Origin of the sequence: Bacillus sp. YKCMOAS1, assembly GCF_030268125.1 — a bacterium.
In the GTDB taxonomy this organism is placed as follows: domain Bacteria; phylum Bacillota; class Bacilli; order Bacillales; family Bacillaceae; genus Bacillus; species Bacillus safensis.
In genome coordinates, this window is the sequence record NZ_BSEI01000002.1 from 782,289 (window position 1) to 806,482 (window position 24,194).

A 24,194-nucleotide genomic window follows, 5' to 3' on the forward strand; every position below is an offset into this window, starting at 1 on the left:
GCTTCCTTTCTGCATTCCGTTATCGCTTTGTATGGACTTTATTTTAGCATGTTCGGAGGTGGAAGGTAAGAAAGAGATGATGAATTGTAGAAAATGAAAAAAAGCCCCTGAAAAAGGGACTTTTAAAAACGGGTGACTTGTACAGGAAATTCTTTTACCCCAAAAACAAACGTGCTTTGAATAGGTTTTAGCTGATCTGCAGCGCAGGTGATGTCTTGAAACGTATGGAGTAAAATATCAAGCGCAATGTTGCTTTCAAGCCGGGCAAGCGGTGCACCGAGACAGAAATGAATGCCAAATCCAAAGCTCATATGAGGATTGGATTTCCGGTCAAGCCGGAACGTATCTGGATCTTCAAACTTCTGTTCATCCCGATTTGCTGAAGCAACCCAGCCGATGAGGTAGTCTCCCTTTTCAATGCGTGCGCCAGCAATTTCAACATCCTCTGCGGCGATTCGGCCAATGGCTTGAACAGGCGGATAATACCGCAACGTTTCCTCAGTCAATTGAGGAATAAGAGAGGGGTCCTGTCGAACGGATTCAGCGATATGCGGCTGCTCTGTCAGCAGTCGTACGGCATTTGTTATTAGATTGGTCGTTGTCTCATTGCCTGCAACAAGTAATAGAATACAAAAGCCAAGCAGTTCATTCTCCGTTAAACGCTCTCCATCGATTTCCGCTTGAATGAGAAGCGAGATCAAGTCACCCGCAGGCGTTTCTTTTCGTTTTTTGATCAAATGAGCAAAATAAACGGACAGCTCCTCTTCAGCGCGTTTTTGCATATCTACAACAGCCTGAATGGCCTCTTTTGATTCATCCTTAGCACCTGCCACAAGGGCATCAGAATGTTTTTTAATCAGCTCTCTGTCCTGCACCTCTGCACCGAGAAGCTCAGCGATGATCATCACCGGCAGGGGAGCTGCTAAATCTTGCACGATATCAAACGTACGTTGATCCTTGACTTGATTTAATAAATCATGTGTCAGGTCTTTGATCTTATCTTCTAATTGCTTGATCGCTTTTGGGGTGAATGCTTTATTCACGAGCGCTCTCATCTTTGTATGTTTTGGAGGATCCATCGTTAAAATACTTGTTTTAGACGTGCTTCTTCCCCGCTGTGAAGAGAACACTTTAGGCTGCTTTAAAACAGACTGGATATCGGCATATCGAAAGAGATCCCAGCACTTTCTTGTCTCATCATATCTAATATCACTTTCTGCACGCAGCTCATTGTAAATAGGGAATGGGAAAAGAAGGTCATCGGTAGAACGGATTTCTTTCATTGGTATCACATTGACATAGTTTTCTTTCACTTTCATTATGAACGCTCCTTTTTCACATGATTTCTCTTTCACGGTATCACCAGTAAAATATCATTTCAACGGACATGTTTTCTAAAATATGTCAATAGTCTAATCGAAAGATTCAAGCACATTCACCATTTAGGAAAATAGAAAGTGATTAAAATGAGAGCGCTTTCTAAAAAATAGAATTGAAGTCACCGAAACCAAAAATAAAATGGGGAATTCAGTCGAACGAAAGGGTCCTATGATTCAAATGATCATAGTTCTTTTGATCTAAATCGCTGAATTTGAAAAACACGGCTAACATACTTACAGCAAGCTGTCCGCCATGCATTCGGGACTTTTGAAAAGAGCTAGCTCTTTCTTGACACGATTTCTCATCATGTTACCATTACTAACGTGCGAAAAACGCGAACAAAAAGCGAACAAGGGAGAGGATCAATATCATTGATCAAAAGAAAGTTGCTTTCATTGGAGCAGGCTCTATGGCGGAAGGAATGATTGCAGGGATTGTGCGATCAGGACAGATACCGCTAGGCCAAATCTACGCAACAAACAGACAAAATCAACTTCGATTGAATGAACTAACGAAACAATACGGAATTCAAACAGCCGCAATGGATTCATTTCCTTTTGAAGAAATGGATATGTTGATCCTGGCCATGAAACCAAAGGATGCTGAAGCAGCACTTGAATCATTAAAATCTCGTATTCAGCCACATCAGCTCATCATGTCTGTCCTTGCAGGTGTTAAGCTATCGTATATTGAAGACATGCTGCACGAAGGTCAGCCTGTTATAAGGGTCATGCCAAATACCTCAAGTACGATCGGCGCATCAGCGACTGCTTTATCTGCTGGACGTTATGTGAAAAACGATCATATGAGCATAAGTGAGGCTTTTTTATCTGAAATGGGCGAAGTCTATACCATTCAGGAAGAGCAAATGGATATCTTCACTGGAATTGCTGGAAGCGGGCCCGCCTACTTTTATTTCTTAATGGAAAGAATCGAAGAAGCAGGAGAAGAGGCAGGTTTATCAAAGGAATTGTCTCGCCAAATTGGCGCGCAGACACTCCTCGGTGCGGCAAAAATGCTCCAAGAAACAGAGGAAAACCCTTCAGTCCTAAGAGAGAAAATTACGTCACCAAATGGAACAACTGCTGCTGGACTGAATGCATTAGATGATTTTGGCGGAGGAGAAGCGATCAAGCAGGCTGTCAAACATGCTGCCAATCGATCAAAAGAGATAAGCAATCAGCAAAAACAAAAAGTATCTATATAAATAGAATTCAGATGCAGGAGTGATAAGGTGTACGCAGATAAAGAGAGAAAACGAATTGTTGTGAAAATCGGAAGCAGCTCTCTTACTAGCTTTCAAGGTGAGATTAGTTTAAAAAAACTAGAAAACCTCGTCAATCAAATTGTGAAACTGAAAGATGAAGGACACGAAGTCATTTTGGTTTCATCTGGTGCGGTTGCAGCTGGTTACCGAAAACTAGGATTTATCGATAGACCGAAAACACTGCCGGAAAAGCAGGCATCTGCCTCAATTGGGCAAGGGCTTTTAATGGAATCATATTCTACTTTATTTTTATCACACGGCTATATTGCCTCACAGCTCTTAATCACAAGAAGTGATTTTTCTGATGAAACGCGCTATCAAAATGTGCGCAACACAATGAATGTGTTATTAGATCGAGGCATCATCCCAATTATTAACGAAAATGATACAGTGACGATCAATCGGTTGAAGTTTGGAGACAACGATACATTGTCTGCAAAAGTAGCTGGCTTAATTGATGCGGATTTCCTTGCCATTTTATCTGATATTGATGGCTTGTATGAAGATAATCCTCATACAAATCCAAATGCAAAGAGAATTCTTGAAGTCACTGACATTACAGAAGACATCGAAGCAGCTGCTGGAGACGCAGGCAGCAGTGTAGGTACAGGCGGAATGAAATCAAAGCTCGATGCTTTTAAAATATCAATGGCCGCAGGTATCAATGGCTTTTTAGGAAAAGCAGATACGCCTCACATTTTAGACAAAGCGATCAACGGGACAGAGGACGGCACTTATTTTACCGCTGACGAAAATGTAGCGCCGCTGAACTATAAGAAACAGTGGATTGCCTTTCATTCTGGACCAAAAGGTGAGATCTTGGTTCAAGAGAAAACACAGGAATTTCTCATACACCGAGAGGGAAGTCTTGATTCTGATGGGATTGTCAGTGTGAAAGGTTCATTTAAAAAAGGCGATGTCGTCCGTATTTTAGATCAAGATGGAAGAGAAATAGGGCTTGGCATTGTGAATTATGCGTCAGATGAACTCGCACGTAAGAGTGACTTGTTACAAGATGAAATCGTGCATGTCGTCGATCTTGAAGCATTTGTTTGTCATTTAGATTTATCGATTCCAGTTTGTTAACCAAAAGGGAGGAATTCCATGACACTGACAGCTGAAGTTGTCACATCGGTCAAAGAAAAAGCGAAAAAAGCAAAGTACGTTTCAAAAAAACTAAGTTTACTTCAAACAGAGGAAAAGAATGACGCGCTGCTTAAAATGGCAGAAGCGTTAGAGCAAAAAAGCAGTTTCATTTTACAGGAGAATCAAAAGGATTTAGATGTGGGCAAAGAAAAGGGCTTCTCAGAGGCACTCATGGATCGATTAATGTTAAATGAAGAAAGAATTCATGAGTTTGCTGAAAGTTTGCGGCTTGTGACGAGATTAACAGATCCTGTTGGAGAAATATTGGATGAATGGACTCTTGATAACGGCTTACATGTGAAAAGCCGAAGAGTACCGCTCGGCGTGATCGGGATGATCTATGAAGCGAGACCGAACGTCACTGTCGATGCAGCAGGCCTTGCCTTAAAGGCAGGCAACTCAGTGATTTTAAAAGGCGGTTCCTCCGCTATTTCTTCCAACAAAGCCATTGTCAGTGTGATTCATGAAGCATTGGATCAAACAAAAATTCCTCGTGATGCGGTGCAATTGATTGAACAAACAGACCGTTCATCGGTTCAGGCGATGTTTCAACTAAAAGAATGGATAGATGTGTTAATTCCGCGGGGCGGAGCTTCCTTAATCAAAACAGTGGTGGAAGAATCCACTATTCCAGTGCTTGAAACAGGGACAGGAAACTGCCATGTCTTTATTGACCAAACTGCGAATGTGAAAAAAGCCATTGAGATTGTGATCAATGCAAAAACGAATCGTCCCGCTGTATGCAATGCGCTTGAGACGCTGATCATTCATCGCGATTGGCTGAAAGAGAATGCAGCAGCATTGAACGAAGCCCTGCAGGAGCACCATGTCACTGTACATGGCGATCAGGCAGCAGAGTCTTACTTTTCAGATGCGGTTCCTGCTGGGGAAGTGGATTGGACAGATGAGTATTTAAGTCTTGATCTTGCAGTGAAGGTAGTCGATTCAATCGAGGAAGCGATCAGCCATATCGATCAGTACGGCACAAAACATTCAGAAGCCATCGTGACAGAAGATGAAAAACATGCACTCACGTTTCTAAACGAAGTCGATGCGGCGGCTGTTTATCATAACGCATCGACTCGCTTTACAGACGGCGGCGCACTTGGCTATGGAGCTGAAATCGGCATTTCTACTCAAAAACTCCACGCAAGAGGGCCAATGGGACTTCCTGCACTCACGACAACTAAGCTGCTTCTATGTGGCGACGGTCAGATTAGAAGCTAAAAAAGATTTAAGAAACACTACCTTTTTATGAGGTAGTGTTTTTAACTTTATAATGCATGTTATCATCCTTATGAACCGTTTTTCTTCATCACCTTTTCAAATTTAAAAAATTCAAATTCCTCAGGTGCTAAAGGTTCATTGCCTTGATCTGCTTCACGAGGTGCGTTTGGGTCTGGATGGTGTAAGTGATAAAATTCAACAATTTGAAAGCCGCACTTGTTGACATAGAAATGAATGTTGCGTTTTTCAAAATATGGGGTCACAACCTCCCATACAATTGTTTCTGGATATTGCGCCTCGATGGCTTTCCATGCTGCCTGACCAATGCCGCGGCCGTGAGAGGATGAGGAGATGTATAGCAAATCAACCGAGTTGTGATGTGTCTCTTGGTTGATTTTGATGACAACGCCGCCTGCCTTTTCACCATTTAGCATAATATGATAAACAATGTGTTCATTCGAATGAAAAGATTCATCAATCACTTCATCTGGTGGAATCGGTCCATCCTGCGCATCGCCGAATGCATCGATCACGCCAGCTGTAAAAGCTTTCTGAAGCTCTTTTTTCATAGAAGGGAAGTCCTTTTTATTTGCATGTGCTAATGTCACTTCATGTTGAGTTATTTTGTTCATTTTCTTATCCTTTCCCTGCGTAATGGTGTTTCTGCATGTTATGATAAAGGATGGAGTAACTCCATAGTCAAGAAAGGAGCCTTCATCATGATCAATGATGTGCAAAAAACATTTTTCACTGGAGAATTTGCCAAGCTATTTGATGTGAAAAAAGATACGCTTCTGTATTATGATAAAATCGATTTATTTAAGCCGGCTGGTGTTCATGAAAATGGCTACCGTTACTATACACTTGAGCAATTTGACCATTTTATTGCGATTCAATCCTTGCGGGCTGTTCAATTTCCGATCAAAGAGTTAAAACAATATTTCACAGAACCTTCTCGCGAGAGACTGCAAAGCCTAGCGGCCGACCAAGTAGAAAAGGTCAAACAAGAGATTGAAAAACTGCAAGATATCCAAGCTTTTCTTATGCGGGTGATCGAGACAACGCATGAATTATCAACTGTGAAAATAGGGGAGGTCCTGTTTCAAGAGCTGCCAGAAGAACCAGTTATACTAAGTGCTTCAAACCCGATCGACTTCAATACACCTGTAGAAGAAATATCGCGTATTGTAGGGGAATTTTTAAAGGAAGTTGGCATAAAAGGGGCTGCGGCAAATGGGTCTGTCTTAAAAAAGGAACAGTTTTGTAAGCGCCGCTATCATCAGTCAGATCAGCTGTTCTGCCGAATGGATGGACCGGGGGCAGTGAAAAAACCTGGCGGGATCTATGCGGTGATATATGATCAAGGAACATATGATGAGATTGAGTCTGCTTATTCGCATTTATTAGATGAAATCGAGAAAGAGGGCATGTTGCTGGATGGAGATGTATTTGAGGAGTATTTACTTCATTCGCTCATGTCTAAAAATGAAGCAGAGTATATAACGAAGCTCAGTGTAAAAGTGAAGAAGCGAGCAGATAACAATTGAAAAGAGGGTAGACAGCATGTGACATGCGTGTTTACCCTCTTTTTTGATGTTAACCAACTTGATTTTCGGCAAATTGACTCATATATAAATCTGCATAGAAGCCTTTTTGTTTTAAAAGTTCGCTGTGCGATCCTTTTTCTATGATGCTTCCATCCTTCATAACTAAAATGAGGTCTGCATCCTTAATGGTTGAAAGTCTGTGTGCAATCACGAAGCTCGTTCTGCCTTTCATCAATTCATTCATTGCTTTTTGAATATGCATCTCTGTCCGAGTATCCACACTGCTTGTTGCTTCATCTAATATCAAAATCTTTGGATCAGATAAAATGGCACGGGCGATGGTTAACAGCTGGCGCTGACCTTGTGACAGGTTGCCGGCATCTTCTGTTAACAGTGTGTCATATCCATCTGGAAGTGTACGGATGAAATCATCCGCATAGGCATGTTTGGCGGCTTTGATGACATCCTCTTTGGAAACGTCCTGTCTGCCATAGGCAATGTTGTCGTAAATCGTTCCTTCAAAGAGCCACGTATCCTGAAGAACCATCGCAAGTAATTCTCGTACTTGCTGACGGCTGAGATCAGTTGTTTTGACACCGCCAATGCGTATGGAGCCTTGATCTAATTCGTAAAAACGCATTAAAAGATTGATGATGGTTGTTTTTCCTGCGCCTGTTGGTCCGACAATGGCAACCGTTTGTCCTTCTTGCACATCTAAATTCAAATCTTTAATAATCGGATGATCTTTTTCATATCCGAATTGAACTTGTTCAAAGCTCACATCACCTGAGAGTGATGCAAGATCAATTGCCGCATCTTCTTCGGTACTTTCTTCTTCCTCATCAAGGATTTCAAAGACCCTTTCAGCAGAAGCGATCGCTGATTGAACTAAGTTTGCGACGCTTGATGCTTGCACAAGCGGCTGAGACATTTGCTGTGTGTATTGGATAAACGCCTGCACATCCCCGACACGAATATTCCCGTTAATGACAAGAATCCCGCCGGCTACACTGACTGCCACATAGCCAAGGTTCCCGATAAAGGTCATCATTGGCATCATTAAACCAGAAATGAACTGCGCTTTCCTTGAAGATTCATACAGCTTTTCATTTAATTGATCAAATGTATCGATCGCTTTCTTTTCGTAGCCATACGCACGGACTGTCTGATGACCTGTGAACATCTCATTAATATGGCCATTGATCGTCCCAAGCTCTTTTTGCTGCGCTTTAAAATGCTTTTGAGAAAATGACGTAATGCCGCGAATCGCAAACAGGCTGAGTGGAAGTGTCAAACAAACAAGCAATGTAAGCAGCGGACTGATGAAGAGCATCATCACGACAATCCCAATGACTGTAATCACAGATGTAATCACTTGGGTGAGCGCCTGCTGAAGCGATGTATTAATATTATCGATATCATTCATCACACGGCTTAATGTGTCCCCGTGGGTTGTTTTATCAAAATAACGAAGGGGGAGGCGTGTGAGCTTGTCATTTGCTTCTTGGCGTAATTCAGCAATGGTCTGTTGAGAGACACCGGCCATGACATATTGCTGAACGAATGAAAAGAGAGAAGCAACTACGTACAGGACGACAAGCAGCAAAAGAATTCGTGAAATGACATCAAATTGAACGGCTGTTCCATTCGTGAAGCTGTCAAATAGGGAAGAGGTGGCATCCCCAAGCAGCTTTGGACTAATGACATTAAAGACAGTTGAACCAATCGCTGCAATAAAGACGATGATCAGCTGAAATTTTCTTGGTTTTAAATAGCCTGTCAATCGAAGCAGTGTTTTCTTAAATTCCTTCGGTTTTGCGGCTGGTCCTTTAGGGTGGGCGCCTTTATGGCCCATGCCGGAAGACATTTTCTTACTCATCCTCGCTCACCTCCTGACCTTCCTGTGATGCGACAATCTCTTGGTACACAAGATTATCCTTTATTAATTGTTCATGTGTTCCGATACCTGCGATTTTTCCTTCATCAAGTACAATGATTTTATCACTATGTTTCACTGTGCTGATTCGTTGAGCGACAATGATGAGGGCTGCATGTGCTTTTTCTGCTTCTAATGATGCCCGCAGCTTTGCATCTGTTTTGTAATCAAGTGCTGAAAAGCTATCGTCAAACAGATAGAATGATGGTTTTCGCACTAGCGCCCTTGCAATGGAAAGCCGCTGCTTTTGGCCGCCCGATAGATTTGAACCACCCTGATCAATTTCTGCATCAATTCCGCCATCTTTTTGCAAAACAAATTCTTCGGCCTGTGCAGTTCGCAGCGCCTGCCAAACGTCTTCGTCACTTGCATCCTGCTTGCCGAAACGCACATTGTCGGCAATGGTTCCGCTGAATAAAACAGCTTTTTGAGAGACATAGCCCATCTGGTTTCTCAGTTTCTCCTGTGGCAGCTCTCTAATATCTACATCATCTAGTGTAATCCGGCCTTCTGTCACTTCATAAAAGCGCGTCATCAGCTGGAGAAGGGTAGTTTTCCCAGAACCCGTACTTCCGATAATGGCTGTTGTTTCGCCAGTTTTGGCTTCAAACGTGATGTTTTGAACGGCCGGTTTCTCTGCATTTGAGTAATAAAATGATACATCCTCAAAGCGAATGGATTGCGCGGGCTCGTGAAGCTCAGTCATAGACACTTCTTTGTCTTTAATCTTTGGTTCCATGTTTAACACTTCATTCATACGTTTAGCTGATGCTTGTGCTCTTGGGACCATAATAAAGCTCATCGACAGCATAATCAGTGCCATTAAAATCATCATCGCATATTGAATGAAGGCAATGAGATTCCCAACTTCCATTTCTCCGGCATCAATTCGGTTTGCCCCGAGCCAAACAATACCGATATTCGTGAAGTTCATGATGATCAACATAAATGGAAACAAGTAAGCCATTAATCGGTTGACTCTAAGGCCAGTATCCTTATAGGACGTGTTAGCTTCTTGGAATCGCTCCTTTTCATCATCCACACGGTTAAATGCACGAATGACCCGGATGCCTGAAAGAGATTCTCGCATAATTAAATTCAGCCGGTCTGTTTTTTTCTGAAGCTGGCCAAATAGCGGAATGGCTTTTCTTGACACCAAATAAATAAATCCGCCAAGAAGGGGGAGGGCTGCTAAAAAGATAAGAGACAGGACAGCATCCCTGGAAACAGCCAAAATGATTCCGCCCACAAGCATAAGCGGGGCCCGCGTCATCATTTGTAAAATCATGATCGTCACATCTTGGACTTGTTTTACATCATTTGTTGATCTTGTAATAAAGGAAGACGTGCCGATCTTTTGAAATTCTTCTAATGAAAATTGTTCGACATGTACAAACAGCTGTCTTCTCATATCACGGCCGAAGCCAAGTGCTGTCTTTGATGACAAGTAAGACTTCCAAATGGTGAGCAAAATGGCGAGTAAAGAACAAGCCACCATCCAGCCGCCAACCTTCCATATGTAAGCAATATCTCCCTGGACGATACCGACATCAACGATATCAGCTGTTAACGTCGGTAAATACAGCTGGAGCATACTGCTTAAAAAGGTGAGAATAACAATGGACACAACGGACAGCCGATACGGCTTTAAAAATGATAAAATTGATTTCATACAAATACCTTTCTTCCATATAGTCTTTTGTTCTGTAACCCATCATATACAAAGAGGGATTATTTCTACAAATGAAATGTCTTGTTTTAGTGAATTATTTATATTGTTCAATTTTAGAAAAGAAATCCTTCACAAACACATAAAAATCATGGGCAGAAGGAGACATTTCTCGCGTTTTAGATGCAATAATGCCAACCGTTCTTCTCACTTGAGGAAAATCGATCGGAATTTTCACTGTAAATCGCGGTGTTGTTTCATAAAAGGCACTTTCGGGTAATAAGGTAACGCCCATACCTGCCGATACGAGACCTTTTATGGCATCCAAATCTTCTCCTTCAGATGAAATGGTAGGCTCATAGCCTGCCTGCTTGCAAGCATCAACCGCAATTTGTCTCAGCACATACCCTTCAGGAAATAACACGAAATGATCCTTTCTTAAATCACTTAAATGAATGCTCCTTTGTCCGCTAAAGGGGTGGCTAACCGGTAAAAGGGCATAAATGCTTTCAGAAAACAAAATATTTCCTTCTATTTGAGAATCGTTTGTCGGTACAGGTCCTAAAAAGGCAAGATCGATATCACGATTTTTAACGGCTTCAATGAGAAACTTATAGGATCCTTGACGAAGTAAAAAATCGACCTCTGGATATTCCTGCTTAAAAGCGGAGATGACAGAAGGGAGCACTTGGCTTGCTAGACTTGTAGGAAAGCCAATATTTACCGTCCCTTTGTGCGGATCTAAGTATTCATCAATTTGCTCTTTTGCGTAATCAATGGCTTTGAGTGCAGTTCTGACATGATCTAAAAATTGTCTGCCGATCTTCGTTAATTTGATATTTCGTCCTTCTCGTTCGAATAAGGCCACTCCAAGTTCTTCTTCTAAATTCGCAATCTGCCGGCTGATGGCAGATTGGGCAACATGTAAGTTTTCAGCCGCTTCTGACACGTGTTCACGGTCTGCGACTTCTACAAAATAACGTAACTGACGAAGCTCCATTTTTGCACTTCACACCCATCTATCTCAAAAAGAGATTGTTTTGATCTAAATTATATATTGTTTATATCAATTTGAAAACTTAAAATAAGTTACAGAGTTTGTGAGATTTTATTACTGTGAAAAACGGATCTTTTAAACGGGGGAGAGAAACGATGACTTATAATCAACTACCACAACCACAAGGTCTCTACCGTCCTGAATTTGAACATGATGCATGTGGAATCGGACTGTACGCCCATTTAAAAGGGGAGGCGACACATAGCATCGTCAAAAAGGGATTACAAATGCTGTGCCAGCTTGATCACCGCGGCGGGCAAGGCAGTGATCCGTATACAGGTGATGGTGCCGGTTTAATGGTACAGCTGCCAGACGCTTTCTTTAGAAAGAACTGCAAAGAATTTGCACTTCCAGAAAAGGGCCGTTACGGGGTAGGAATGGTCTTCTTTTCAAAAGATGATGACGAAAAAACGCGTCAAGCCATCGAACAGAAAATCAACGGGTTCATTAAACAAGAAGGTCAAACATTAATCGGCTGGAGAACGGTTCCTGTCGATGCTGGGAAAATTGGTACTGTCGCAGCGAAGAGCTGTCCGGTTGTGAGGCAGGTCTTTATCGGTGCAAACGACAACATCACAGATCGTTTGTCATTTGAAAGAAAATTATATGTCATCCGTAAACAGGCTGAGAACTGGGGAACAAAAGAGGAAAAACAATTTTACTTTGTCAGCCTGTCGAGTCAAACCATCGTATATAAGGGGCTTTTAACATCAGATCAAGTCGATGCTTTTTATCTTGATCTACAGGATGAAACATTTGTTTCTGCATTTTCACTTGTTCATTCAAGATTTAGTACAAATACATTTCCTACATGGGAAAGAGCCCATCCAAACCGTTACTTAATTCACAACGGAGAAATCAACACATTAAGAGGAAACATCAATTGGATGAGAGCAAGAGAACAACAATTCGTATCTGAAGCCTTCGGAGACGATTTAGACAAGATTTTGCCAGTGCTGAATGCAGACGGAAGTGATTCATCCATTTTAGACAATGCCTTTGAATTCTTTGTGCTTGCAGGCCGTACACCTGCTCATACAGCAATGATGCTGATTCCTGAGCCTTGGACGGAAAACACGCACATGTCGAAAGAGAAACGGGCATTTTATGAATACCATAGTTCTCTCATGGAGCCATGGGATGGACCAACAGCGATATCCTTTACGGACGGTAAACAAATCGGGGCCATCTTAGACCGAAACGGATTAAGACCGGCTAGATACTATGTCACGAATGATGATCATATCATTTTCTCTTCTGAGGTCGGCGTGATTGACACAAATGAAGAAGATGTGAAGTATAAAGATCGTCTTGAGCCTGGCAAAATGCTGCTCATTGATTTAGAAGAAGGGCGAATTATTTCTGACGAAGAAGTGAAATCGACCATTGCGAATGAACTTCCTTATCAAAAATGGCTCGATGAAGAAATGGTCCACGTCAATCGCTCGGAAGAAAATTCAGAAAATTCTAGTATAATGGATGATTTGTTGACGCGTCAGCGTGCGTTCCATTATACGTACGAAGACATTCAAAAGTATTTAATTCCTTTACTAGAGGAAGGCAAGGACCCAATTGGTTCAATGGGAAGTGACACACCGCTTGCTGTGTTATCAGATCGTGCGCAGTCTCTGTTTTCTTATTTTAAGCAGTTGTTCGCACAAGTCACGAACCCGCCGATTGATGCCATTCGTGAGCAGCTGGTGACATCAACCATGACTTGGTTAGGTGCCGAAGGCGATATTTTACATCCGAATGAATATTCATGCCGAAGAATTAAACTTTATACTCCGGTCTTAACGAGCGGACAATTTAACGGCTTGAAAACAATTGTTCATAATGCCTTTAAAAGCAAAACAATTCATACACTTTTCACCGATGATTTAAAGCGCGGACTGGATGCGATGTTTGAAGAGGCAGAAAAAGCGATTAGAGAAGGTGTCTCTTTATTAATCCTTTCAGATCGTGAAATGACAGAACAAAAAGTACCGATTCCACCAATTCTTGCGCTAAGTGCACTTCATCAGCACCTTGTGCGTCAAGGTCTGCGGACAAAGGTCAGTCTGATCGTTGAATCTGGAGAGGTGAGAGAGGTTCATCATTTTGCCGCACTGATTGGCTACGGGGCAGATGCGATCCATCCTTACCTTGTCTATGAAACGTACAAACAGCTGATTGCAGACGAAGCGATTTCGATCAGCTTTGATGAAGCTGTTACAAAGTTTGGTAAAAGCGTGACAGAAGGTGTCGTCAAAGTCATGTCCAAAGTGGGGATTTCCACTGTGCAAAGCTATAGAGGCGCGCAAATCTTTGAAGCAGTCGGGATTAGTGAAGACGTCATTCAAGAGTATTTCACAGGAACAGCTTCTCAGCTTGGCGGGATTGATCTTGACACCATTGCACATGAGGCAAAACTTCGTCATGAAGCAGGGTACCAAGCAGCAACTGACCAGACACTTGAATCAGGCAGTGAATTCCAGTGGAGAAAAAATGGAGAGCACCATGCCTTTAATCCAAAAACGATCCATACGCTCCAGTGGGCATGCCGCAATGAAGATTATGACCTATTTAAACAATATACAAAGGCAGCGGATGAAGAAAGAATCGGCTTCCTCAGAAATTTGTTTGCGTTTCAGACAAAACAAAAGCCGGTTCGTCTGGAAGAGGTTGAATCTGCTGAATCCATCGTACGCCGCTTTAAGACAGGTGCCATGTCATTTGGATCTTTAAGTAAAGAAGCGCATGAGGCACTTGCAATTGCGATGAACCGAATTGGCGGTAAAAGTAACAGCGGAGAAGGCGGAGAAGATCCTGCCCGCTTTACAGTAGATGAACACGGTAATGACCGCAGAAGCGCCATTAAGCAAATCGCTTCTGGCCGATTTGGTGTGAAAAGTCATTACTTAGTCAATGCAGATGAATTGCAAATTAAAATGGCGCAAGGGGCAAAGCCGGGAGAAGGCGGACAGCTGCCAGGAAATAAAGTGTATCCTTGGGTTGCCGATGTACGTGGTTCTACGCCAGGTGTCGGATTAATTTCACCACCGCCGCATCATGATATTTATTCCATCGAGGATTTGGCACAGCTGATTCATGATTTGAAAAACGCAAACCGTGATGCACGCATCAGTGTCAAGCTTGTATCTAAAGCAGGCGTTGGCACGATCGCAGCAGGTGTAGCAAAAGGAACTGCAGACGTCATTGTCATTAGCGGCTATGACGGCGGTACAGGAGCTTCACCAAAAACGAGTATTAAACACACAGGACTTCCTTGGGAGCTTGGATTGGCAGAGGCTCATCAAACCCTTGTGCTAAACGGTCTTCGTGAGAGAGTTGTTCTTGAAACGGACGGAAAGTTAATGACAGGCCGCGACGTTGTCATGGCTGCGATTTTAGGAGCAGAAGAGTATGGCTTTGCGACAGCTCCACTTGTCGTGCTGGGCTGCGTAATGATGAGAGCATGTCATTTAGATACTTGCCCGGTCGGTGTTGCCACACAAAATCCAGAGCTTCGCAAAAAATTCATGGGTAACCCTGATCACATTGTGAACTTCATGATGTTTATTGCAGAGGAAGTAAGAGAAATCTTAGCAGAACTCGGTTTTACATCAATGGATGAATTAATCGGACGTACGGACGTCCTAGCGGTCAGTGAACGAGCAAAAGCTCACTGGAAAGCAGGGCAGCTAAACCTTGAAACACTGCTTTATCAGCCAGAAGGAGCGCGGACATTCAGAACACCACAAAATCATAAAATTGATGAATCGCTGGATATGAATGAAATCCTTCCTTATGTGCAAGAAGCGCTGAATCATCAAACACCGGTTGATCTATCATTGAACATTCGCAATATCAACCGTGTGGCCGGAACCATTACTGGCAGTGAAGTGTCTAAGCGCTACGGGGAAGAGGGCTTGCCAGAGGATACCATCACACTAAGATTCACTGGTTCAGCTGGACAAAGCTTCGGCGCATTTGTGCCAAAGGGCATGTCTCTCTATTTAACAGGTGATTCAAATGACTATATCGGCAAAGGACTCTCAGGAGGCAAAATTGCTGTCAAAACGTCTGATCATTTTGTACAAAATGGACATGAAAACGTCATTGTAGGTAACGTCGCTTTTTACGGTGCAACTAGCGGAAAAGCTTATATTAACGGGCGTGCTGGAGAACGATTTGCTGTTCGTAATTCAGGTGTACATGTGGTTGTTGAAGGAATCGGAGATCACGGCTGTGAATACATGACTGGCGGACGTGTCGTCATTTTAGGAGATGTTGGGAAAAACTTTGGTGCAGGTATGTCTGGCGGTGTGGCCTACATCCATACATCGGATGCAAAACAGTTCAAAAGAATGTGTAACATGGAAATGATCATGTTTGAAAAGCTAACAGATCATGAAGAAGAACAAGAAGTAAAGCAAATGATTAAGGAACACCTTGATTATACAAACAGCTCAAAAGCAGCAGCACTTCTTGAAAACTGGGAGCAAGAAAAGGATCAATTCATCAAAGTCATTCCGAGAAATTACAAAATGATGCTCCAAAGCATCGAAGAACAAAAACAAGCGGGCCTCAGTCATGAAGAAGCGGTGATGTTTGCCTTTGAAGCAAATACAAAACCGAAAAATCAAGAAACGGCAAACGGGCAAAAAGCAGCCCTCGCTCATTAAGAAAGGGGAGAGGACAATGGGCAAAGCAACAGGTTTTATGGATTATAAAAGAGAAAAGCCAAATGAACGTGACCCTCTCACTCGTCAAAATGACTGGAAAGAATATTCAGCTCCTTATACAGATGACGTATTGAAGAAGCAGGGCGCTAGATGTATGGATTGCGGAACACCGTTTTGTCAAATTGGGATGGAGATCAGGGGCGGCGTGTCTGGCTGCCCGATCTACAATTTAATTCCAGAGTGGAATGATCTTGTCTATCGAGGGAGATGGAAAGAAGCTCTCGAAAGACTGCAAAAAACAAATAATTTCCCTGAGTTTACTGGGAGAGTATGTCCTGCGCCTTGTGAAGGGTCATGTACAGTCGCTATCAATGATCCAGCTGTTTCGATTAAAAATATCGAACGCACGATCATTGATAAAGGCTTTGAAAATGGATGGATCACGCCAAGAATCCCTTCAAGCCGTACAGGGAAGAAAATTGCCATTGTCGGCTCAGGACCAGCAGGACTTGCAAGTGCTGATCAATTAAACCAAGCAGGACACGCTGTTACAGTGTTCGAGCGTTCTGACCGTCTTGGCGGACTGCTGACATACGGCATTCCGAATATGAAGCTCGACAAAGAAGTGGTCGAGCGAAGAGTCAAACTACTAAGACAAGAAGGCATTGACTTTGTGACGAACACAGAAATCGGCGTGGATATCACTGCCGACGAACTGAAAGAGCAGTTTGATGCGGTCATCCTTTGTACAGGTGCACAAAAGCAGCGTGACCTGTTAATTGAAGGCAGGGAAGCAAAAGGGATTCACCTTGCAATGGATTATTTAACACTCGCAACCAAAAGCATGCTTGATTCAGGATTCAAAGATAAAAACTTTATTGACGCAAAAGGGAAAGACGTGATTGTGATTGGCGGAGGAGATACAGGTGCAGACTGCGTTGCAACTGCACTTCGCCAAAAAGCAAAAAGTGTTGTTCAATTCGGGAAGCATCCAAAGCTTCCGGATACACGTGTAGGGGATAACATGTGGCCAGAACAGCCTTATGTCTTCTCGCTGGATTATGCTTATGAAGAAGCACAAGCAAAATTCGGAGAAGATCCGCGTCAATATTCAATTCAAACCACAAAAATTGTGGCAGATAAAAATGGGAAATTAAAAGAGCTTCATACCATTCAAATGGAAAAGGTGAAAAACGAACAAGGGAAGTTTGAATTTCATGAAATTCCAGGGACAGAGAAGGTATGGCCTGCTCAGCTTGTCTTTATTGCAATTGGTTTTGAGGGAACTGAACAGCCGCTTGTGAAACACTTTGGCGTGGACAGCAAAAACAATCGCATTGACGCAAAATATGGGGAATATACAACAAATGTAGAAGGCGTATTTGCAGCGGGAGATGCAAGACGCGGGCAAAGCTTGATTGTCTGGGCAATTAATGAAGGCAGACAAGTGGCGCACGAGGTAGACCGTTATTTAATGGGGAGTTCGGTTCTGCCAAAATAGGTCAAACAAAGGGTGTTACAATATAAAGAAAAGCCATGACCAACGTGTGGTCATGGCTTTTTATGATGTCTAGCACCAGATTAAGAATGCGTGAATACATGCGACACTTCGGTTGAAGAGACGAAAACGTTTAGATCCTTCCTTTCATGTATATGCTGTATATAAATGCAGCAAGAAAGGATGGAATCTTTGTGCCGTTTGTTAATATTTTGATTGAACTCTTAATTGGATTTTTCGCTTTATTTTTAATTACAAAATTATTAGGGAAAACACAATTTGCACAAATCACGCCGTTTGATTTTATTTCTGCACTAATTCTAGGCGAAATGGTCGGAAACGCCATTTTTGACCCAGAAGTCAAGGTTCAGCACATTTTATTTGCTGTTGCGGTATGGGGCGTACTCATTTATACAGTTGAATCACTTTCACAGCGCTTTAAATCTCTTCGCGCTTTTTTAGAAGGAAGACCTACGCTTGTGATTGATAAGGGGAAAATTCACTACAACCGGTTGAAGAAGAATATGCTTGATATCAATCAGCTGCAGACACTGGTTCGCGCAAAAGGCCATTTTGCCCTGAATGAAATTGAATATGCCATTTTGGAAACTGACGGTTCTGTCAGTGTTCTTCCAAAAATGAAATACGCACCAGCCACAGCAGAAGATGTGAATGTGAAGGGAAAAGAAGTCAAATTGCCTAGAACGTTTATTATTGACGGCGAAATTTTAAAAAAAGATCTAAAAGAAGCCGGCTTTGATGAATCCTGGCTGCTTGAGCAATTAAAAAAGCAGCACATTTCTTCCTATCGAGACGTTCTGTTTTGTGAATGGATTGAAAATGAAGGAATTTATGCGATGCAATATGAAAAATCTAAAAAAACATCCACAACATAAAAACGTGGGTGTTTTTTTGCGTGTGTATGGAATAGGATCAAAAAGAATGTTTGATGAAAACGTTCACAAAATGAGGAGGAGATATGTGATGAAATGTAGAAACGTATGGATTGTCATGGTCTTGTCTTTATTTCTTTTTGACCCAGCTTCACTTCAAGCAGCAGAAGCAGGGCATAACCGCGTCCTTGTCGTTGATCAAAAGGGAAGCGGGGCATACCGCACCGTTCAGTCTGCCATTGATGCGATTCCAACAAACAATCAACAGCGGGCAACGATCTATATTAAAAATGGCGTATATAGAGAAAAAATTTTGCTTCCGCAAAATAAACCACACGTATCTTTTATCGGTGAAAACCAGCACAAAACGATCCTTACGTATGATGACACAAATGCAAGCACTGGGAGTACTACCAATAGCTCAAGTACAATGATCCGTGCAAACGACTTTTACGCAGAAAATATCACCTTCCAAAATACAGCTGGCAGACATGCTGGTCAGGCGGTGGCCCTGTATGTGTCTGGCGACCGGGCTGTGTTCAAACAAATACGTGTGTTAGGCTATCAAGATACACTTTATGCAACAGGCACAGGGCGGCAATATTATGAAAACTGCTATATCGAGGGCACGGTCGATTTTATTTTTGGATCAGCCACGGCTGTGTTTAAAAGAGCTGAAATAAAAAGCCTTGGAAATGGGTATATTACTGCAGCATCCACAACAGAAGCACAAAGGTACGGTTACGTATTCATAGATTCTACGTTGAAAAAGGGAACGGCAGCTGCGCAATCGGTTTATTTAGGACGTCCGTGGAGACCTTATTCGGCTGTGACATTCCTCCATACAAAAATGGATGACCATATAAAAGCAGAGGGATGGCATAACTGGGATAACCGTGACAACGAAAGAACGGCCAGGTATAAAGAATTTGGATCAACAGGAGCAGGGAGCAGTACAGCAAACCGCGTAAAATGGTCAACTATTTTAACCAATAACGAAGCAAGTCAGATCACGGTTCAAGCAGTTCTTGGAGGAGCCGATGGTTGGAATCCAGAAAAGAGGTAAAGGGCTTGTCAGTTTTCGTCAAAGAAAGCTGACTTTTCTGTTTAAAAAACCTTTGAGAACAAACGTTCTTTTGTGTATAATGAACATATTCTTCTAAATTTGGCTGCAACAAAAGGAGGGATTGCGTGAAGCGTTTTTCACAGCTCATGTTTTTACAAATATGTATCCTGTCGATTTTATTTCTTCCTTTTTCAGCGAAAGATGAACAGCTCACAGCTCGTGACGATTCACTGACTTGGATGACCGCTTTAGACGAATTCATACGAACAGCACCTGATTTAGAGGGCGCGATCTCTGGCATCAGCGTCCGCGATACTTCTGACAACTCTCTTCTTTATGAACATCAAGCCGATATTCGTCTCACTCCTGCTTCTAATATGAAACTGCTCACATCAGCCATCGCACTTGATATACTTGGAGAAACACACACATTCCCTACAGACATCTGGATGGATGGTTCCATTCAAAAGAAAACGTTACATGGCAGCCTGTATCTTCGCGGCACCGGTGATCCGACTTTATTAGAGGAGGATTTTGCAGCACTTGCCAAACAAGTCAAAAGGGCCGGAATACATACCATTCGCGGACAGCTTGCGGTTGATGACACTTGGTTTGATGACACGAGATACTCCATTGATCTGCCTTGGAGTGATGAGGATCAATATTACGGGGCACAAATTTCTGCTCTCACGGCTTCACCGAATCAAGATTATGATGCAGGGACCGTAATTCTCGAAGTAAAACCAGGAAAAAAAGCAGGACAGAAAGCCGCATATGAGATGATCCCGAAGACGGATGTCGCTCAAGTCAGCAATCAAGTGAAAACAGTTCCTGAAGGCGGAAAAAAGAAAATCTCTTTTAAGCGTTCTCACGGAACCAACAAGATTACGTTAACTGGGACCATTCCGGTTAAAGCAAGCTCATCTAAACAATGGGTCGCTTTATGGGATCCGGCCGCCTATGCTTTAGACTTAATGAAACGAGCGTTAAAGGCGGAAGGCATTCAAGTAAAAGGACCACTGAAATCAAAACAAGTTCCTAAAAAAGCCAAAAAAATCGTCTCCCATACATCGATGCCATTATCAGAGCTGCTCGTTCCTATGATGAAATTAAGCAACAATACACATGCAGAAATTTTGCTAAAGGAACTAGGCAAAAAAGTGAAGAACAAAGGGAGCTTTGAAGCTGGGCTGGATGTCATGAATGAACGGCTTCCTGCGTTTGGCATCGATCCTTCGCTTGCAGTTTTGCGTGACGGCTCGGGGATATCACCTATTAACCTTGTCTCTGCTAACCAGTTCACTTTATTTTTGACAAACATTCAAAAGGAAAGATGGTTTAAAACCTATGAACATGCGCTCCCTTTAGCAGGGGCAAGTGAACGAATGGTGGGGGGCACGTTAAGGAACAGATTGAAAGAACCAGCTACACTAGAAAAAGTTCGTGCAAAAACAGGGTCGTTAACAACGGTCAGCACACTTTCTGGATATATTGATACGCAGGGCGGAAAAACGCTCGCTTTTTCCATCTTGTTAAATCACCTTGTTGATGACGAAAAAGGGAAAGAGATAGAAGACCGTATTGTCAGCATATTAGCTGAGAATCTTTAGATTTAGAGAGAGAAGGAGAACCATCATGACGTTAGATAACAATCAATCTTTAGTAAAAACCATGTCCATTTTTCTCATCCCGCTTTTGCTAAGCAATATTTTGCAATCGATCGGACAGTTAGTGTCCATTGTTCTTGTCGGAAGATGGATTGGAGAGGATGCAGTAGCTGCCATTTCTGCATTCTTTCCGCTTTTCTTTTTGCTCGTTTCTTTTTCCATTGGAATTGGATCGGGAAGCTCGATCCTTATTGGACAGGCCTATGGAGCAAAAAATGAACAGAAATTAAAAGAAATCATTGGCACAACGCTTTCATTCACTTTTTTGCTCGGCGTATCTTTAGCGATCATTGGAGGTTTTTTCGCAACAGACATCTTAAACCTCATGGGAACACCTGCTAATATCGTGGAGGAAAGTGCAGCATATGCCAGAATTTTATTCATCTCAATGCCGATCTTATTTCTTTATTTTGTTTATACGACCTTCTTGCGAGGGACAGGCGATTCGAAAACACCTTTTTATTTCTTAATGATTAGTACGGCAACGAATATTCTGATGCTTCCCATTTTATTATTTGGCTGGCTGGGATTGCCGGCGTTCGGCTTATATGGCGCTGCGTATGCTTCAGTGATTTCAACAATTGTGACGTTTATCATTCTACATATCTACTTATATAAGACAAAGCATCCGCTTCGTATTGATGCATCGGTGAGAAAGCATTTATTGATGAAAGGGGATCTATTAAAAACGTTATTAAAGCTCAGTATCCCATCAAGCATTAATATGATCCTTATTTCTTTATCAGAAATTGCCGTTATTTCTTTCGTCAACGATTATGGATCACAGGCGACAGCTGCCTATGGTGTTGTCAATCAAGTCGTGAGTTATGTGCAGATGCCGGCAGTGAGTCTTGGCATTGCGGTCTCAATCTTTGCAGCACAATTCATTGGTGCAGGTAATATGAATCGACTGAAAGATGTCATTAAAATTGGGTTAGGACTTAACTTCGCCATAGGCGGATGTATCATTATTTTCGTTTATATTTTTGCACCGCAGATTTTATCTATCTTTTTAACAGATCCTAAGACGATAGACATTGCCTATAGTTTGGTTGTCATTACACTATGGAGCTATCTCATCTTTGGAACGGCCCAAATTGTTGCAGCCACAATGAGAGCAAGCGGGACAGTTCTTTGGCCAACGATCTTTAGTATTTGTTCCATTTGGCTTGTAGAAGTACCAGTCGCTTATGTGCTATCCCATTATACATCCCTTGGCATTAAGGGAATATGGATTGGCTACCCTGCAGCTTTCTTTGTAAACTTACTCCTCCAATACAGCTACTATCAGCTGGTATGGAAGAAAAAACAAATTGTATCGCTTGTTCAATCATAATGTGAAGGCGTAAAGCAGCATATACATACGAAGATCTATCACTTTTAAGGAGGTCAGATCTTCTATGTTTTTAAATCAAAGAAGTGAACTAAGCTCGTACAATATCGGTGACTTTTCTTATGCCGGACCAGATTTCCAAGTGCTGACATGGGGAGAAGGAACGGCATTACATATTGGGAAGTTTTGTTCCATAGCAAACGAAGTGAAAATTTTTCTAGGCGGGGAACACCGTACAGATTGGGTCACAACGTATCCTTTTAATCAAATTTTCAAAGAAGCTGCCCACATTAAAGGACATCCCAAATCGAAGGGAGATGTTCATATTGGACATGACGTATGGATTGGATATGGTGCGACGATTATGTCAGGAGTATGTATAGGAAACGGGGCCGTGATCGGAGCAAATAGTGTGATCACAAAAGATGTGCCGCCATATGCAATAGCCGCAGGAAATCCCCAGCAGCTCATGAAATATCGATTTTCATCCGAAATAATCGAAAAACTGCAGTTATTAGAATGGTGGAATTTAGAGTTTTCAATCATCCAATCTATTTTTCACCTTTTGCAATCTGATGATATTGAACAGTGTATAAATGTAATAGAAGACATAAAAAAGAAAGGCTGAAAAAGCCTTTCTTTTTTAGTTTAGCTAAGCCGAATGATGGTCAAGGTAGCACCTGCAGCACCGCCTCCTCCAACTAAAATAGCTGTGACAACTGCCCCAAAAAACTGCAGTGAAATGGTGCTTCCAGCTGTTAAATTAACAATAACAGTGTTGTTGATAAATGAAGTTGAGATAACAGGTGATTGAACAGAACCAGAAATAGTAGTTGCTCCATTTAAAAGCAAACGTGTACTAATCAAAAGAGCTGTAGTGGTGTTGACTTGATACGTAATATAATATTTACCAGTTTGCAGAACGGTAAAAACAGTACTCGTGCCGTTTGCCGTAAAACCAGTAATGTTTTGAAAGTTTGGCAGAGGAATATTCGTTCCACCGGCTACAGTAACAATGGTAGGTCCAGAACTATTAGCAGCATAAAGTGCAGTATCTGTAAAACCACCTGTTCCAGTTGCCCCAGTGACACCAGTAGGACCAGTTGCACCTGTAATGCCTGTGGCGCCAGTAGGACCAGTAGCTCCAGTAATACCCGTTGCGCCAGTAGGTCCGGTAGCCCCGGTAATACCTGTGGTGCCAGTAGGTCCGGTAGCCCCGGTAATACCTGTCGCACCGGTAGGACCAGTAGCTCCAGTAATGCCTGTGGCGCCGGTAGGTCCAGTGGCTCCGGTGCTACCCGTGACGCCGGTAGGTCCAGTGGCTCCAGTAATACCCGTTGCGCCAGTAGCTCCAGTAATACCCGTTGTGCCAGTAGGTCCGGTAGCTCCGGTAGCCCCAGTAATACCCGTAGCGCCTGTCACGCCAGTAGGACCCGTTGCCCCAGTAATGCCTGTTGCGCCGGTAGGTCCAGTGGCTCCAGTGATACCCGTGACGCCGGTAGGTCCGGTATCTCCAGTGCTACCCGTGACGCCAGTAGGACCCGTTGGTCCAGTGCTACCTGTCGCACCAGTAGGTCCAGTGGCTCCAGTGCTACCCGTGACGCCGGTAGGACCCGTTGGTCCAGTGCTACCTGTCGCACCAGTAGGTCCAGTGGCTCCAGTGCTACCTGTCGCACCAGTAGGTCCAGTGGCTCCAGTGCTACCTGTCGCACCAGTAGGTCCAGTGGCTCCAGTGCTACCCGTTACGCCAGTAGGACCCGTTGGTCCAGTGCTACCTGTCGCACCAGTAGGTCCAGTGGCTCCAGCGCTACCTGTCGCACCAGTAGGTCCAGTAACTCCAG

17 protein-coding genes are annotated in these 24,194 nt (G+C 42.8%); 11 read left to right on the forward strand and 6 right to left on the reverse strand.

The features are described from left to right. Positions 1-122: 122 nt before the first annotated feature. Positions 123-1,319 carry a cytochrome P450 gene (locus QSJ46_RS08980; RefSeq protein WP_047203380.1) on the reverse strand — a complete coding sequence of 399 codons (1,197 nt, stop codon included), beginning with the start codon at positions 1,317-1,319 and terminating at the stop codon, positions 123-125. 470 nt (positions 1,320-1,789) lie between these two features. On the opposite strand from QSJ46_RS08980, the gene proC reads away from it, so the two are divergent. Genes proC through QSJ46_RS08995 form a run of 3 tightly spaced genes read left to right on the forward strand, consistent with a single transcriptional unit; the run spans position 1,790 to position 5,020 of the window. Further along, positions 1,790-2,587, forward strand: coding sequence for a pyrroline-5-carboxylate reductase (proC, locus tag QSJ46_RS08985; RefSeq protein WP_483298730.1), 798 nt, complete (start codon positions 1,790-1,792; stop codon positions 2,585-2,587). A 27-nt stretch (positions 2,588-2,614) separates the two neighbouring features. Next, a complete protein-coding gene (gene proB / locus QSJ46_RS08990; RefSeq protein WP_285604592.1) occupies positions 2,615-3,733 on the forward strand; it encodes a glutamate 5-kinase in 1,119 nt (372 codons plus the stop codon). Positions 3,734-3,751: 18 nt separating this feature from the next. Continuing rightward, positions 3,752-5,020 (forward strand): glutamate-5-semialdehyde dehydrogenase, encoded by a 1,269-nt coding sequence (locus tag QSJ46_RS08995; RefSeq protein WP_285604593.1) that lies wholly within the window; start codon positions 3,752-3,754, stop codon positions 5,018-5,020. Between the two features lie 68 nt (positions 5,021-5,088). Here the strand turns inward: QSJ46_RS08995 and QSJ46_RS09000 are convergent, their stop codons facing one another. Then, the gene (locus QSJ46_RS09000; protein WP_107163508.1) at positions 5,089-5,652 is read right to left on the reverse strand and encodes a GNAT family N-acetyltransferase; all 564 of its coding nucleotides are present in this window, start codon (positions 5,650-5,652) and stop codon (positions 5,089-5,091) included. A gap of 87 nt (positions 5,653-5,739) precedes the next feature. On the opposite strand from QSJ46_RS09000, the gene QSJ46_RS09005 reads away from it, so the two are divergent. Next, positions 5,740-6,567 carry a MerR family transcriptional regulator gene (locus tag QSJ46_RS09005; protein WP_285604594.1) on the forward strand — a complete coding sequence of 276 codons (828 nt, stop codon included), beginning with the start codon at positions 5,740-5,742 and terminating at the stop codon, positions 6,565-6,567. A 49-nt stretch (positions 6,568-6,616) separates the two neighbouring features. Here QSJ46_RS09005 and QSJ46_RS09010 read toward each other — a convergent pair whose 3' ends face one another. The 3 genes from QSJ46_RS09010 to gltC all read right to left on the reverse strand — a co-directional run bounded on the left by QSJ46_RS09010 (position 6,617) and on the right by gltC (position 11,172). After that, complete coding sequence (locus QSJ46_RS09010) at positions 6,617-8,446, reverse strand: ABC transporter ATP-binding protein (protein ID WP_285604595.1); 1,830 nt, start codon at positions 8,444-8,446, stop codon at positions 6,617-6,619. Continuing rightward, positions 8,439-10,175, reverse strand: a complete 1,737-nt coding sequence (locus tag QSJ46_RS09015; RefSeq protein ID WP_285604596.1) for an ABC transporter ATP-binding protein — start codon at positions 10,173-10,175, stop codon at positions 8,439-8,441. Before QSJ46_RS09015 ends, QSJ46_RS09010 begins: the two co-directional genes overlap by 8 nt. 94 nt (positions 10,176-10,269) lie before the next feature. Continuing rightward, the gene (gene gltC, locus QSJ46_RS09020; RefSeq protein ID WP_034280677.1) at positions 10,270-11,172 is read right to left on the reverse strand and encodes a glutamate biosynthesis transcriptional regulator GltC; all 903 of its coding nucleotides are present in this window, start codon (positions 11,170-11,172) and stop codon (positions 10,270-10,272) included. Between the two features lie 152 nt (positions 11,173-11,324). On the opposite strand from gltC, the gene gltB reads away from it, so the two are divergent. The 7 genes from gltB (at position 11,325) to QSJ46_RS09055 (ending at position 22,981) form a co-directional block, all read left to right on the forward strand. Next, positions 11,325-15,896, forward strand: a complete 4,572-nt coding sequence (gltB, locus tag QSJ46_RS09025; RefSeq protein ID WP_285604597.1) for a glutamate synthase large subunit — start codon at positions 11,325-11,327, stop codon at positions 15,894-15,896. Between the two features lie 16 nt (positions 15,897-15,912). Beyond that, complete coding sequence (gene gltD, locus QSJ46_RS09030; protein WP_024428371.1) at positions 15,913-17,397, forward strand: glutamate synthase small subunit; 1,485 nt, start codon at positions 15,913-15,915, stop codon at positions 17,395-17,397. A 191-nt stretch (positions 17,398-17,588) separates the two neighbouring features. After that, entirely contained in the window at positions 17,589-18,290 is a 702-nt protein-coding gene (locus tag QSJ46_RS09035) for a DUF421 domain-containing protein (RefSeq protein WP_285604598.1), read from the forward strand. 88 nt (positions 18,291-18,378) lie between these two features. Next, on the forward strand, positions 18,379-19,353 hold the full coding sequence (locus QSJ46_RS09040) for a pectinesterase family protein (protein ID WP_285604599.1): 975 nt from the start codon (positions 18,379-18,381) through the stop codon (positions 19,351-19,353). Positions 19,354-19,478: 125 nt separating this feature from the next. After that, entirely contained in the window at positions 19,479-20,963 is a 1,485-nt protein-coding gene (gene dacB / locus QSJ46_RS09045; protein ID WP_285604600.1) for a D-alanyl-D-alanine carboxypeptidase/D-alanyl-D-alanine endopeptidase, read from the forward strand. Positions 20,964-20,988: 25 nt separating this feature from the next. After that, positions 20,989-22,356: an MATE family efflux transporter gene (locus QSJ46_RS09050; RefSeq protein ID WP_285604601.1), complete on the forward strand. Its 1,368-nt coding sequence runs from the start codon at positions 20,989-20,991 to the stop codon at positions 22,354-22,356. Between the two features lie 64 nt (positions 22,357-22,420). After that, entirely contained in the window at positions 22,421-22,981 is a 561-nt protein-coding gene (locus QSJ46_RS09055; protein WP_285604602.1) for a CatB-related O-acetyltransferase, read from the forward strand. A 20-nt stretch (positions 22,982-23,001) separates the two neighbouring features. Here QSJ46_RS09055 and QSJ46_RS09060 read toward each other — a convergent pair. Next, positions 23,002-24,194: BclA C-terminal domain-containing protein (locus QSJ46_RS09060; RefSeq protein ID WP_483298731.1), on the reverse strand; the 1,193-nt coding region annotated here is incomplete at its 5' end.

What these genes read in the sequence shown, in the direction of transcription:
- QSJ46_RS08980 (WP_047203380.1), bottom strand. Translation starts at nt 1,319, where the DNA reads ATGAAAGTGAAAGAAAACTATGTCAATGTGATACCAATGAAAGAAATC.
- gltB (WP_285604597.1), top strand. Translation starts at nt 11,325, where the DNA reads ATGACTTATAATCAACTACCACAACCACAAGGTCTCTACCGTCCTGAA.
- proC (WP_483298730.1), top strand. Translation starts at nt 1,790, where the DNA reads ATGGCGGAAGGAATGATTGCAGGGATTGTGCGATCAGGACAGATACCG.
- QSJ46_RS09000 (WP_107163508.1), bottom strand. Translation starts at nt 5,652, where the DNA reads ATGAACAAAATAACTCAACATGAAGTGACATTAGCACATGCAAATAAA.
- QSJ46_RS08995 (WP_285604593.1), top strand. Translation starts at nt 3,752, where the DNA reads ATGACACTGACAGCTGAAGTTGTCACATCGGTCAAAGAAAAAGCGAAA.
- QSJ46_RS09050 (WP_285604601.1), top strand. Translation starts at nt 20,989, where the DNA reads ATGACGTTAGATAACAATCAATCTTTAGTAAAAACCATGTCCATTTTT.
- QSJ46_RS09010 (WP_285604595.1), bottom strand. Translation starts at nt 8,446, where the DNA reads ATGAGTAAGAAAATGTCTTCCGGCATGGGCCATAAAGGCGCCCACCCT.
- QSJ46_RS09005 (WP_285604594.1), top strand. Translation starts at nt 5,740, where the DNA reads ATGATCAATGATGTGCAAAAAACATTTTTCACTGGAGAATTTGCCAAG.
- QSJ46_RS09055 (WP_285604602.1), top strand. Translation starts at nt 22,421, where the DNA reads ATGTTTTTAAATCAAAGAAGTGAACTAAGCTCGTACAATATCGGTGAC.
- gltC (WP_034280677.1), bottom strand. Translation starts at nt 11,172, where the DNA reads ATGGAGCTTCGTCAGTTACGTTATTTTGTAGAAGTCGCAGACCGTGAA.
- QSJ46_RS09015 (WP_285604596.1), bottom strand. Translation starts at nt 10,175, where the DNA reads ATGAAATCAATTTTATCATTTTTAAAGCCGTATCGGCTGTCCGTTGTG.
- gltD (WP_024428371.1), top strand. Translation starts at nt 15,913, where the DNA reads ATGGGCAAAGCAACAGGTTTTATGGATTATAAAAGAGAAAAGCCAAAT.
- QSJ46_RS09040 (WP_285604599.1), top strand. Translation starts at nt 18,379, where the DNA reads ATGAAATGTAGAAACGTATGGATTGTCATGGTCTTGTCTTTATTTCTT.